Raw genomic sequence first — 12,477 nt, 5'->3', positions numbered from 1 at the left:
CGAACGGCATGAACGTTCAACCTTCCAGTGATAAAGTTTCTCCTGAAAAAGCGCAGGCAGGTGAATTTTTACCTTCTGGCGCACTACCTGCGCTGCGTGAGTTTGGGAAACCTGTAATTCACAATGTCAATTGGGGCGGGCTGAAAACACTGTATTTAAAGGAAGTGCTCCGCTTCCTGAAAGTACAGTTGCAGACTGTCTGGGCACCAGCAGTTACCACATTGTTGTTTCTGGTCATTTTTACGGTGGCGCTTGGCCGCGAAGGGCGTACTGTGCTGGGCGTTCCTTTTTCCTCATTCATAGCGCCTGGCCTTATTGTTATGGGCATGATGCAGAACGCATTTGCCAATTCCAGTTTTTCGCTGCTGGTTGGCAAGATTCAGGGGACGATCGTTGATTATCTGATGCCGCCGCTTTCTATTGTAGAAATGATGGTCGCGCTGATCGGCGGCGCTGTGACCCGCGCATTGTGCGTTGGTGCGTCCGTCTGGCTTGCCATGTTTCTATGGCCAGGTGTCAGCGTATCCGTGATACATCTCTGGGCTGTCATATATTTCGGCCTTATGGGTTCTGCGATGCTCGCCTTCATGGGTCTGATAACATCCATATGGGCGGAAAAGTTCGATCATGCTGCGGCTGTCACTAACTTCGTTGTGGCACCGTTGGCGCTGTTATCAGGCACATTTTACGTTATCGATAAACTCGCCCCCGCCTTTCAGACGGTGAGCCAGTTCAACCCGTTCTTCTATGTGATTTCGGGCTTCAGATACGGTTTTCTGGGTGAAACGGATTCTAATATAGCGACTGGCATGATTGTAGTGTTATGCGTCAATGTATTGCTCGCCGCGACTGCCTATCTGCTGTTGCGTTCAGGCTGGAAAATCAAGTCCTGAACCTAATGGTGCATAATGGGCAGGAGCTTATAGTGCCCATCATCAAATTCCTGAAATAAAGCTTGGACGTCTGGATGTTCGACCGGTCCGGATTCACTGTCATCCAACAGGTTTTGCTGACTCACATAGGCAATATAACTATTCTCCAGATTTTCGGCGAACAGGTGGTAATAAGGCTGGTTTTTTGCTGGACGGATATGTTCTGGAATAGATTCATACCATTCCTCGCTATTCGCAAACACTGGATCAACGTCGAACACAACACCGCGAAAATCGAACATGCGGTGGCGCACGACAGCACCAATGGAAAAGCGCGCTTCGGCCTTGGGTGGCATGGCGTCAATATCCTCACGGGTCAGTTTTTTGTCGTTTGCAGCTTCCATACACACGATTTAAGGTCGCAATCATGTGAGCGCAAGCTTTCAACCCTTGGCAAGGCGCAAATGATACGCTAATGCGCCGCTTCGCGCTGGCGGTTCGACCGACCCTATGCCACCGCGAACATGCGGAGAGGTGCCGGAGTGGTCGAACGGGGCGGTCTCGAAAACCGTTGTGGGCTCGCGCCTACCCAGGGTTCGAATCCCTGTCTCTCCGCCATTTTGTCACCAATGAACTGCTATAATAGGCTGATTTAACTGAATGCCGGGCTTTGAAAGCTTGCCCGTTTAAACTGACTCCCATAACGTCGGTTGGATGATGGATAGCCAAAAGCTTCTGCCTGAACTTTGTGATCGTCTACGCCCTGTCATGGGCATGGGACGTAAGTTCGCGTTGAGTGCGATATCGGATGAATTGCAACATTTCGCATTAAACCGGCATAGGGTTGCTGGGTTGCTTCACACGGCTTTGATACCTGGTACCGGTATGGCGAAGAATGATTTGCCGATTCAGTTTAGCAAGGCATATTTGCGACGCAAAGCCGCATTGCAGCAGGTTTCTAAACTGTTTCAGCAAACAGGCATTAGATATATTATCTTGAAGGGAGATCCGCTTGCGAAGCAGCTATATGTATATCCAGAGGCGCGTTCGTCCAAGGATATAGATATTTTGATAAGACCAGAAGATATTGTCGATGCATTGAAATTGCTGGGCTCCTCTGGATATGTTTCACGTAAACCTCGCCTTGAATTTCTTCGGCACACGCACGTGAAAGTCACCAAGGATGTTGCATTTATTGATCCCAAGACAGAACAGCAGCTGGAGTTGCATGAACGGTTGCTTCTTGCAGAACCTGAACGTTTTACGGATGATTTTATAGGCTCGGCAGGTGATGAAGCTGCTCCATCCATAGATAATACTCATTACCAGTTATATCTTGTAATGCATGGAGCATCGGCGAACTGGCCGCGCTTGAAATGGCTCGTGGATATTTGTTTGTTGCTTCGTAAACTGAATGACAGTCAGGCATCCGCCCTGTTCAGCTTAGCCGAAAGATATGGGTGTTTGAGCGCAGTTGCGGCTAGTTTGCAATTTACCGAAAGCTTGTTTCCTGGCGCTCTGACTTCTGCCTGGCAAAAAGAGGCCGTAAGGCATGGAGACCCGAAAAAAATATCCAGGCTGCTTAACGGATTTTCGGATATGCTGCACCGACATAAGCCAGATGCCCTAAGAGTGGGTTTTCCATTCGCAGAATATTACATATTCGACCATGGCATAAATTTGAAACGCTATTGTGGGCAGCGGCTACTGCGTCCATTTGTGACTCGCCTATAGCACATCCGATTTTACAATTATTCGTACCAATGATAACTAAGGCCCTCGTAAACAATCTACGGAAAGATGCTTGTTGAGCAAAAAGCGCAACCTCTCCCTTATACAAAAGGTCCGCCGGATTCTGGTGATGATAGAGGCGTGCATAATGCTTTTTCTTGCGCGGTTTCTTGTTTTGATGGTGCCATTTAAATTCTGGCGAAAAACGCTAGGCGTCATAAGTGCAGGGCAAGGGAAGCCTGCATCATCGGAAACCTATAATACTGCAAGCTTTGTGCGTGCCCGTGCAATTGGCCGCCATGTACGGCGTGCTGCTATGATGGTACCTTTTCGCGCTGTGTGTCTGCCCCAGGCTATGGCTGCGCGATGGATGCTGTTGCGGCGGGGTATAGACACGCAATTATTTATCGGTGCGCGCCGCGGAGCTGATGAAAAACCCTTTGATTTTCATGCCTGGCTAATGCTTGGGGATGAATGCCTTACCGGCCAGGAAGAACGTGACGGGTTTCACAGTTTTCGATCTAAGAGCAAGGCAACCATGTGACGCGACGGGCAGGAGCTCAGACGGGTAAAGCTAACATGGCAGACTGGAACGCCATGCTTGCATCAATCCGCGATTATGCTGGGCCGCGGCTTGTACCTGCTTTGATTATTGTAACTCTTGGAAGCATTGTTGAAGGTGCAGGCCTTATCTTGCTCTTGCCAATTGCGGATCTGGCTTTTTCGGGGGCGAGTTCAAACAGCCCTGTGGCCGGTATTGCGGAACAGCTGTTTGCATCTCTCGGGCTTGGTAACACATTGCAACAACTTGCATTTCTATGCATTGCCTTTCTTTTCATAATTTTGTTGCGCGCTGTGATACTCTTGCGGCGCGATGCGCTTCTAAGTGAATTATCACAGGGTTATGTTGATCATTTCCGGAAAGAAATTTTCGCTGCACTGGCAAATGCGGAATGGACAGCCATAAAACGGGTGCAGCGAGCACATTTACTGGATAACATGACCACGAACATTGCCAGAATGTCATTGGCAGTCCGTTTTATTTCGCAGGCTGGCATAATGCTCGTGATGGTGGTTATTTATCTGGCATCGGGCTTCATTGTGCACTGGGGCATAGGTTTATTGCTGGCAATAATCAGCGGCATAGCTGCAATAGCAGGATTGCGATGGAGCAGGCGAAGCAGGCGGCTTGGTGAGGCGATGACCAAAAGTAATCGCTTTATAATGGATGAAATGACACGTTTTCTTGATGGCCTGAAAACTGCCAAGGCATATCAGGCAGGCGATCTCTTTGCGCGGCGCTTCAATATGCGAATAGACGCTGCAAGGGCAGTGTCTGTGCAATTTGTACGGCAACAGGGGCGGATGCGACGCATCATAGAAATGATAGGTGCCTGTACAGCCGTCATCCTTTTGTTGAGCGGATACGGTCTGCTCAGCCTATCAGGTGCAGAATTGCTGGTAATGGGAGCCATTGTCATACGCCTTATGCCTGGCCTTCTGACCCTATTTTCCGGCATGCAAAGTATTTCCTATGCACTGCCGGCGTTCACCGCGGCCCAAAGTATCCGAAAGAAGCTGGAAGATGCCAAGGAGGATATAGCGATTCAAGATGCGGGTGGTACGAACGGATTAAACCATAATGGCGCTATCAAACTGACAAATATCCGTGTTTCGGCCATGTCCGATAGCGCTGACACTCAACTGTTATATGTAGAAGGTATCACATTGCCAGCACATGGACTTATTCATGTGGAGGGGCCATCAGGAGCAGGCAAATCAACATTCGCCGAACTGATCGCTGGTCTGCAGCTAGCATCTGCTGGCACCATCACTATTGGGGATGTTGAACTCAGCAAGGCCAATCGAGTGGCGTGGCAATCACAAATTGCTTTCGTTCCGCAGGAACCCTTTCTATTTGCTGCGAGTGTACGTGAAAACCTGTGCTGGCCCAATGCTGAAGTAACCGAGCGGGAAATATGGGTTGCTTTGGAAGCAGCAGCTGCAGGCGATCTTGTGAAAGGCCTGTCAGATGGACTTGATCATGCACTACAGGATGGCGGCAATCGTCTGTCGGGTGGTGAGAGGCAACGCTTATGCTTGGCAAGGGCTTTGCTGCGCCCCTCATCGATATTGATAGTTGATGAGGCCACCTCTGCCGTCGACTCCGCAGTGGAGGGTATAATTGTCAAAAATCTCGCAAAAATTGCGCAGAGAAAACCAGTCATTCTTATTAGTCATTCTGCGCAGCCAGCTAAATTTTCCAATTATTCCCTGTCTATAACGCAAGATGGCCATGTCATCGTTCAAGAATAATTACGCTATTTGGCTAGTTTTTCCGGATCGTGATTTGGCCTGCCAAAAGCTGTTTTGGTAAAATTCTTGTCGACTCGCCATCAGACCACTTTACCTCGATAAGTGACACGGATCTGGCCTTTCCCAAACCGAAATGAGCTCGGATTGGATCGCTTGACATATACCCACCGCTGGCTTTGATATTGCGTATTTGACACTTTCCAGGCTTTGCAGTGGTTTCACCATCAACACAGATCGCTACGTGTGCACCAATGCCCTGACTATTGCCTTTACTGTCGCGCAGTTTCACAAAAAGGGCTGGTCCTGCAGGTTTGTCATTGCGGTGTAGGATCATGCGAAGCGAAGCGTTATCGCGCACAATATCAATATCGCCATCGCGGTCATAATCGAGCGAGACATAGCTGTATGAAGGGGCCAGGTCATAAAACCCGTACTGTGTTGTTGCCTCAGTAAAAGCTTGGCCATTATTGTGATAGAATATGTTAGTGGTCGACGATGCGGAATTGAGCCAGATGCCTGTCATAACAAGAAGATCGAGCCGGCTATCCTGATCAAGGTCAATAAACTTGCTGTTCCAACTCCAGCCAGGGGAGCGGACATTCGCATTGCCGCCTGCATCTACGAAGCTGCCATCTGGAGCAGCGGTCATCAATATGTTGCCATTAGTAAAGCCGGGCCGGAATAGCTGGCGCATTTTCTCTTTACTAATAGGTGGATCAGCTGGCGTTAAAAGTGATGCACAATGAATCTTGATGACGGGTATATGCTCCAGCAGCTTCTCACAGCTCTTGAACCTTTCCGTATCACCAGATCTTGTGCGGCTACTATTTTCATGGTCGGGAAAGATGCTGGCTGCGCCGCATAGGGCTCTGTCTCTTGCCAGAATCGGGCGTTTGCAGCTGTCCAGGCCTTTACCGCTTTTGGAACTGCGCACAGCATCCATGGATAGCAAATCCTGCGCGCAGGCTTTGATGTGAGTTTCACCCCATTTCAGATCTTTTCCGAACTGCGCACATATTTCAAATATGGTCCGGTTCCGTGAAGGCCGGGTTTTGTTGACATTTCCCGCGGTTCCTATGGCAATTTGCGCACCATAATAATCGGTGCGTAAATCCCCGTTCCAGTCGCCCTGATCATAGCTCATGCTGGAGCGAGTGTGATAGGGAAAGGGCTGGGTTTCGATGCCAGATTCCCTAATAACTCCATTCTTTCCGAAAAAAGTGACTCCGTCTGAAAAACCCGCATCATCCGCATTGAAATAATCCAGATAGCCATCGCCGTTAAAGTCGCTGATGATACTGCTGAGTGTTTGGCCGGGTACGCCGGGCATTATCTGCATTTCAAACTGTTTGTTACCAAGGTTCCAGAATATCTGGTTGCGGATATGCAATGGACGTAATTTCCATCCTTCTGCTATGCCGCGTGGCCCCCATTTACCAGCGATGAGATCGACATCTCCATCTTGATCCATATCGGCAAAGGCGAAGCTGTTGATGACTGCCGGCGATGGTTTGGAAAGCTGAACCATCTCGCGGGTATTAAAATCACCCCCCTGATTATAGAAAATATAATCACCATTCATAATGGTGGACACAAAGAGTTCGGGCAGGCCATCGCCATTCATATCCGCAAGCGCAAGGTTAAAAACCTCACTTTCATCAATGATGCCGAGGTCAAGTTTCTGCCGCGTGAACCTACCGCCGATATTGGCGTAGAGCGAAAGTCCTTTTGCATGATCAGGTCGCCGTGTCACGATATCCGGCCAGCCATCGCCATGCACATCGTCAGCAGCGATGGCGCCGCGCATCATGTAATAACCAAACTCCCGGATAGGGGAATTCAGGCCTATCTCATCAAGGCCTATTTCTGGACCCACGATACGCGCAAAAGGCACTGTGGCAGAGCTGCGATTAGATGCTGATGGAAGAGTGAAATCACTGCGGGTGATAGTAACTGCGCTGCCTCTGTCACTTGTGATTTGTGCATCAACCGGTGTCATAACAGGGGTTTGTTTTTTGAGCAGGGGAGCAAGTTCGGAAAGGCTTTGGCCATCAGTTATTTTGGGCGGCACGGGCCAATCAATTTTCGCCACTGAATTGAGCGCAGATATCTGTTGAAAGGCATAATATTTTTTGACACTGGGATTAACCAGATTTGCCAGTATACCACCCACCATGGCCATCGCAATTACAGCGACCCATAATGTTATGGCCGTACGTAATGATATGACTTTCCATAATATTATGAAAGCATAGACGCTGAAAGATCCAAGGCCGATCAGAGCTGCTGTCGCATAGTCATCACGCATCCCGATATTGATCAGGATAGTTGTCAGGATAACATCAAGCGCAATGGGCGCTGGGACAAAGCTGGCAATAAAAGCCGTGACCAACATCGCTAGCAGGACAAGGGCGACTGACCCCCTGGGAAACAGGCCAAGCAGTTCGGTGGGGGATGCAAATGTTGCCACAATCGCCCCCAGCAAGGCAGCAAGCAGCATCATGGGCACGGTGATGATGAAAATGAAAAAGAAACTGCGGGCGTATGTGCGGATAAACCATAGCAGTGCGGACAGTGGTGTGTGAGGCCCGGGCTGGGCATCCACAGGTGTCAGGGCCTTTGCGATCCATGCCGTAAAGCCCTTTGCTTCTGATATTCCGGCAAACTGTGCCGCATCATGACGGGTCGCATCGGTCTCGCTAATTAGTACGTATTTGCATAAAAGCGGAATGACGAGCATGACGAGTACAAGCGCCAGTAGCAATTTGATGACGGCTAGATGTATCGGCAAAAGTGCAAAGCTCATTGTAACCACAATGACGTTAAGGGTAGGAGAAGCAAGCAGTGCCGACAGTGTGGTCTCAAGGCGCATTCGGCCAAGATGCAATCCCATGGCGATTGGCACGGCGCAATTCACGCACACTCCAAGCGGTGCTCCGATCACTGTGCCCAGCGCCGAATTCGCAAATGCGCCTTCAAATGACCTTTTCTTGACAAGTGACAGTAATGTCAGCGCTGCCGCGCCGAACAGGACGCCAAACGTCATGCCCTTTATATTGGTGGATATCCAGTTGACGACATTGGCGGTCAGTTCCCACCATAATCCACTATTTGGCAGTATTTCGTATACTGTATCGAATGAAAGGCCGGATAATGGGGTGTCTCCGCCCATCATCGCTTTTTCGTTTAGGGCAGGATAGCGCGAACTGAGCCAGAAGCTGAATGCCAGGATGATGATGGCAGTGATCGCGATATGGATGCGCCAATCGCGGTCGGGAATTTCACGGTTGAAAATCTCGCGACTGAAAATGTTGTGCAAGTTTATACCTAATTGAATCGCATATGAATATCTCTTCAGGCCAAGACAGAAGCCTGAAGAGAATTATGCGTGTGAACAGATGTCAATTTTCGCGAAGATACTTACATATCAACGCCAAAATCACGACTTCATCAACTGGTTGTGCCGCCAGTAAAGTCAGCGCTTGGCCCAACTGCACTCTTTACATCGCTTGGTGAGGCATCGACGTCCACGACTTCAGGCTTTTTCCATGCCCTGGCCTCTACACGTTTTTCTTTCTTATCCATATCATGCACCCCATGTTGTAAATACCATAAACTAGGACAGAATTTTACATTTGTAAACTGCTATCAGCTTCAACTGAAGTGAGTATGGTACAAACTCCTGTTTTCTGGGAGCTACATGCATTTGCGCATTGTAAAACCGTGCAATATTTGTATGCATTATCTATGAGCGGATTGGCGGCAATATTCCAGCGTGATGGCGCATCAGTGACGGCTGATTACCTGCAAAGAATGTGCAATGCGCTGCGTTTATATGGCCCAGTGAAGCAGAGTACCCGGCAATTTGGCAATTTGGGCCTATGCTGGGCGCAGGCTCCGCATTTTACACCCGAAGATAAATATGATGTGCAACCCGTGTCAGCCGCGGGGAAATGGCCGTGTATATTTTCGGGTTTCCTGATGCACCGTGAAGAATTGGGCGCAAAACTGGGCATTGAAAACGCACGTCTGAAAGCAATGCCGGATAGCGCTTTGGTTCACACGGCATTCCAGAAATGGGAAACTCGGTTTGTTGAGCATTTATACGGCGAATATGCTGTTATCGTTTGCGATACGGATGCGAGCAGAGTCTATGCGGTGCGTTCGCATGGGAATGCTCCACCGCTATTTTATCATGAAAGCAGCCAAAGATTGGTGTTGGGAAGCGCTCCAAAGGCTATATTCGCGCTGGGGGACATTTCCCGCGAACTTGACGAGCAGAAGATCGCTGACAGCCTTATCCTGAACAATCAGGACGCGGAGAGAAGTTTCTATAAAAATATCAAATCGCTTCCGCTCGGGCACCTGCTGGTGGCAGCCCGCGACACCATAAGTGTTTCACGCCATTTTGACCTCTCAGGTGTTTCCAGAATCCATTATGTGAAAGATGCGGATTATGTCGAAGCGGCGCGCGAATTGTTCTCGCGGGCGGTCGCGAGTTGTATGCGTGCGTGTAAAACCCCGGCTGCGACGCTGAGCTCGGGACTGGATTCCACATCAGTCGTGGCAGAGGCTCTGGCTTACCTGGATACGAATGACCATGATCTGGCGGAGCGCATGGTGAGCTTCACATCTGTGCCAGCCAGCGGATGGGATGGAAGGGCGCAGGGGTTTCGCAGGTGCGGAAACGAGTCTGCACCAGTGAAAGCCTTTGCGAAAAAATACCCGCAGCTCGATGCGCGCTTCGTTGATTCTGCCGACCTTCCGCTTGACCATGACCTGGATAAAATATTCCTTCTGGCGGAAACACCGCCTTTCGGTATCAAGAACCTGCACTGGGTGATGAACATCATGCAGCTTGCAAGGCAGGAAGGGCGCAATGTCATTCTGAACGGAACCAGCGGAAACCGGACACTCAGTTTCAATGGCCGCGGCTTATATGCCAAGCTATTGCGGCAGGGGCGCTTGTTGCAGTTATCCAGAGAACTTCTGGGTTCGGATAATCGCGGGATGCAATTTTTTGGCCTTTACAGCCGTGCGATATCACCCAACCTGCCCAAATCTCTCGTACGTAAAATCTCGGCACTTCGCGGCAATATGGCTCATATTGGTTGGAAAGGGCATTCAGCTATCTCACATGAATATGCCAATGACATGCGGGTCGATGAAAGGGCAAAGGAGCTTGGGCTGGACGATAGTTATGCAGGGTTTAAAGATAACCCGAGTATGATGCAGGCCATGGGTGAGGGCGGCACGCGCGATATGGGGCAAACGGTAAATTATGCGATGCAAGCCCTTACCGGGATCCAGTCGCGCGATCCGCTCGGCGATCAAAAACTGGTCAAATTCTGTGCTGCGATACCTGATACGCAATTTATGAAAAACGGGAAGGACAGGCTGCTTATCAAACGCGTGATGGAGGACAGGTTACCTGCCGAGATCATACATGCCGATCGTGGGCGGCAGGCCGCCGATTGGCACATGCGGATGACGCGCGACTTGCCAAAATACAGGCAGGACATAGAACGCATGCAGGAAGATGCCGATATGTCCAGACGGTTCGACGTCCCGCGCCTCAAAGCCCTGATTGATAACTGGCCGGACAAAACACCCGTTTCTGCCAGCGATCATCCGGATTACCTGCTGGCGACAACGGGCCTGATGCGCGCCGTGTCAACGGCACGGTATATACGCTGGATGGAAGGAAAAAACTGATGCGCCAGGTACCCTTTACGGTACGATCGGATATTGATCTGGGTTCCAGGGTGAAACCATATATCGTCGATCATGGGCAAGATGTAATGGTGCGGGAAGGGGATGTGCCTGGCGAGATTGAACAACCCACGCATAGCGGAGTGGCTTTCATGGCCAGCCCGGCACAGGCCCTGCTCAACATCCCGGGTGGTGCACGTTTCTTTGTGAGTAATGGCGATACGGTAATATATGACAGGGGGGGCATGTCTGACCGCGATGTTGCTTTGTTTCTTTCGGGTTCGGCATGGGGCTTGTTATGCTATCAACGCTCTTTGCTTCCTCTTCATGCCAGTGCCATAATAAAAGATGGCCATGTCCATGCCTTTACAGGCCCGTCTGGAGCCGGGAAATCCACACTTTCCGCGGCGCTTGCTGCGCGGGGTCGGGATTTTTTCACCGATGATGTCCTGATCATCGATCCTGCTGAAATAGATGCGACGACGCGCTGTTATGCCGGGCAGAAAGATCTAAAGCTCTGGAAAGATGCCCTGAAACTTACAGGCGCGGAAAAAATGGATGCTGTTCGCGATGCGGAGGGTTTTGAAAAGTATTTTGCCAGACCCGCTCATGCTGGTGGTCAGAGTTTTGGCGAACTGGCCAGCTTGTCCATTCTTGCAAACAGCAATGACCGATTAAAAGACGAACGTTTCGCAATAGAACGTGTCACTGGAGCAATGGCTCTGAAACACCTACGTGAAAGTGTGTACAGGCCACGCTTTGCTGAAGCGATCTGGGGCAGAAAAAAACTCTTCGAAACACTCGCACGTATTATCGCCAATGTATCTGTGCAGATATTTGATCGGCCCAAAGACAGGGCGGTATTTGATGAGGGTACAGCCCATATTGACAGCTGGATAGATGGTTGGCGTAAAGATGGCCGGTCAGGCAGCAGCGATGCCGGCTAGTTCGATGAAAACTGAAGCCGGCGGCTCACAAAATGCGATACGCAAGATTTGCTGGCTCGCCTCGTTTCCCAAATCCGGGAATACCTGGACCCGCATTTTGCTATCACACCTTGTCGGTGAAAAACCTTCGGATTCCGAACTTGATTATGTACAGTTAAATGGTTCTATTTCGAGTAATAGGGTGCGGTTCGATAACCTGACCGGCCTGCCATCTTCGGACATGACGGATGATGAAATCGACATATTACGGCCCGCGACCTACCGCAGTATCGCAAAAGATTCCAGCGAGCGGCTCTATGTGAAGGTTCATGACGCGTATCATGAAAATGCACAGGGTAATCCAATTTTTCCGGCGGATTGCTCCTATGGCGTAATTTACCTGGTTCGCAACCCACTTGATGTTGCGGTTTCCTATGCCTTTCATCAGGGGCATCAGGATTTTGCAAAAACGGTGGCGCAGCTGAATTGTGCCGATCATATCATGGCGGGCGGGCCGCGTTCACAACTCCGGCAAAAGACCTTTGGATGGGCCGGACACTATAAAAGCTGGCATCAACAGACCGAAATTCCTGTCCTGACGATCCGTTATGAAGACATGTTGGAAGATACCGAAGCCTGCGTCATGCAAATGGCAAAATTCCTGCAATTGGAAAGCGATGATATGGCAGAGCGCGTGGCGCACGCCGTGGCTGAATCACATTTCGACAAATTGCGGGAAAAAGAAGCGAGAATAGGGTTTCAGGAACGGCCGCAAAAGGCAGAAAGATTTTTCCGATCCGGGCGCGCCGGTGAAGGACGGGAGCAATTATCAAGTGAACTGCAGAATGAAATATACAATGTTAATCATGAGCTTATGCGTAAATTAGGTTATGCGAAATGATGCAACTACGTAGAACCGG

At 49.9% G+C, this 12,477-nt stretch carries 10 protein-coding genes and 1 tRNA gene; 8 read left to right on the top strand and 3 right to left on the bottom strand.

The window, feature by feature from the left end:
• Positions 1–8 precede the first annotated feature (8 nt).
• Positions 9–893 (top strand): ABC transporter permease, encoded by an 885-nt coding sequence (locus G6Q15_RS01510; RefSeq protein ID WP_164114873.1) that lies wholly within the window; start codon positions 9–11, stop codon positions 891–893.
• A 2-nt stretch (positions 894–895) separates the two neighbouring features.
• Here the strand turns inward: G6Q15_RS01510 and hspQ are convergent, their stop codons facing one another.
• Positions 896–1,276, bottom strand: a complete 381-nt coding sequence (gene hspQ, locus G6Q15_RS01505) for a heat shock protein HspQ (RefSeq protein ID WP_164114870.1) — start codon at positions 1,274–1,276, stop codon at positions 896–898.
• A 124-nt stretch (positions 1,277–1,400) separates the two neighbouring features.
• Between hspQ and G6Q15_RS01500 the strand changes: the two genes are divergently transcribed.
• The 4 genes from G6Q15_RS01500 to G6Q15_RS01485 all read left to right on the top strand — a co-directional run bounded on the left by G6Q15_RS01500 (position 1,401) and on the right by G6Q15_RS01485 (position 4,919).
• Positions 1,401–1,490 (top strand) — tRNA-Ser (locus G6Q15_RS01500).
• A 96-nt stretch (positions 1,491–1,586) separates the two neighbouring features.
• Positions 1,587–2,606, top strand: a complete 1,020-nt coding sequence (locus G6Q15_RS01495) for a nucleotidyltransferase family protein (RefSeq protein ID WP_164114867.1) — start codon at positions 1,587–1,589, stop codon at positions 2,604–2,606.
• A gap of 127 nt (positions 2,607–2,733) precedes the next feature.
• Positions 2,734–3,147, top strand: coding sequence for a lasso peptide biosynthesis B2 protein (locus tag G6Q15_RS01490; protein ID WP_164115087.1), 414 nt, complete (start codon positions 2,734–2,736; stop codon positions 3,145–3,147).
• Positions 3,148–3,182: 35 nt separating this feature from the next.
• Entirely contained in the window at positions 3,183–4,919 is a 1,737-nt protein-coding gene (locus G6Q15_RS01485) for an ABC transporter ATP-binding protein (protein ID WP_164114864.1), read from the top strand.
• Positions 4,920–4,932: 13 nt separating this feature from the next.
• Here the strand turns inward: G6Q15_RS01485 and G6Q15_RS01480 are convergent, their stop codons facing one another.
• Both G6Q15_RS01480 and G6Q15_RS12260 read right to left on the bottom strand, forming a co-directional pair.
• Positions 4,933–8,238 carry an FG-GAP-like repeat-containing protein gene (locus G6Q15_RS01480; RefSeq protein WP_164114861.1) on the bottom strand — a complete coding sequence of 1,102 codons (3,306 nt, stop codon included), beginning with the start codon at positions 8,236–8,238 and terminating at the stop codon, positions 4,933–4,935.
• Between the two features lie 131 nt (positions 8,239–8,369).
• Complete coding sequence (locus G6Q15_RS12260) at positions 8,370–8,504, bottom strand: hypothetical protein (protein ID WP_275897581.1); 135 nt, start codon at positions 8,502–8,504, stop codon at positions 8,370–8,372.
• Between the two features lie 162 nt (positions 8,505–8,666).
• Here G6Q15_RS12260 and G6Q15_RS01475 point away from each other — a divergent pair, with 162 nt between their 5' ends.
• Genes G6Q15_RS01475 through G6Q15_RS01465 form a run of 3 tightly spaced genes read left to right on the top strand, consistent with a single transcriptional unit; the run spans position 8,667 to position 12,458 of the window.
• Positions 8,667–10,634: an asparagine synthetase B family protein gene (locus tag G6Q15_RS01475; RefSeq protein WP_164114860.1), complete on the top strand. Its 1,968-nt coding sequence runs from the start codon at positions 8,667–8,669 to the stop codon at positions 10,632–10,634.
• On the top strand, positions 10,634–11,578 hold the full coding sequence (locus tag G6Q15_RS01470) for a hypothetical protein (RefSeq protein WP_164114857.1): 945 nt from the start codon (positions 10,634–10,636) through the stop codon (positions 11,576–11,578). Before G6Q15_RS01475 ends, G6Q15_RS01470 begins: the two co-directional genes overlap by 1 nt.
• Before the next feature lie 4 nt (positions 11,579–11,582).
• A complete protein-coding gene (locus tag G6Q15_RS01465; RefSeq protein WP_164114854.1) occupies positions 11,583–12,458 on the top strand; it encodes a sulfotransferase domain-containing protein in 876 nt (291 codons plus the stop codon).
• Positions 12,459–12,477 lie beyond the last annotated feature (19 nt).

The sequence above is a fragment of the Sphingorhabdus sp. Alg239-R122 genome (assembly GCF_900537065.1).
Lineage (GTDB): Bacteria > Pseudomonadota > Alphaproteobacteria > Sphingomonadales > Sphingomonadaceae > Alg239-R122.
Note: the sequence above shows the minus strand (reverse complement) of the source record. Positions and strands in the feature narration are given on the sequence as shown.

Bases quoted from the DNA above. Each gene is read 5' to 3' on its own strand.
- hspQ (WP_164114870.1), bottom strand. From the start codon at position 1,276: ATGGAAGCTGCAAACGACAAAAAACTGACCCGTGAGGATATTGACGCC.
- G6Q15_RS01475 (WP_164114860.1), top strand. From the start codon at position 8,667: ATGAGCGGATTGGCGGCAATATTCCAGCGTGATGGCGCATCAGTGACG.
- G6Q15_RS01465 (WP_164114854.1), top strand. From the start codon at position 11,583: ATGAAAACTGAAGCCGGCGGCTCACAAAATGCGATACGCAAGATTTGC.
- G6Q15_RS01485 (WP_164114864.1), top strand. From the start codon at position 3,183: ATGGCAGACTGGAACGCCATGCTTGCATCAATCCGCGATTATGCTGGG.
- G6Q15_RS01510 (WP_164114873.1), top strand. From the start codon at position 9: ATGAACGTTCAACCTTCCAGTGATAAAGTTTCTCCTGAAAAAGCGCAG.
- G6Q15_RS12260 (WP_275897581.1), bottom strand. From the start codon at position 8,504: ATGGATAAGAAAGAAAAACGTGTAGAGGCCAGGGCATGGAAAAAGCCT.
- G6Q15_RS01490 (WP_164115087.1), top strand. From the start codon at position 2,734: ATGATAGAGGCGTGCATAATGCTTTTTCTTGCGCGGTTTCTTGTTTTG.
- G6Q15_RS01470 (WP_164114857.1), top strand. From the start codon at position 10,634: ATGCGCCAGGTACCCTTTACGGTACGATCGGATATTGATCTGGGTTCC.
- G6Q15_RS01495 (WP_164114867.1), top strand. From the start codon at position 1,587: ATGATGGATAGCCAAAAGCTTCTGCCTGAACTTTGTGATCGTCTACGC.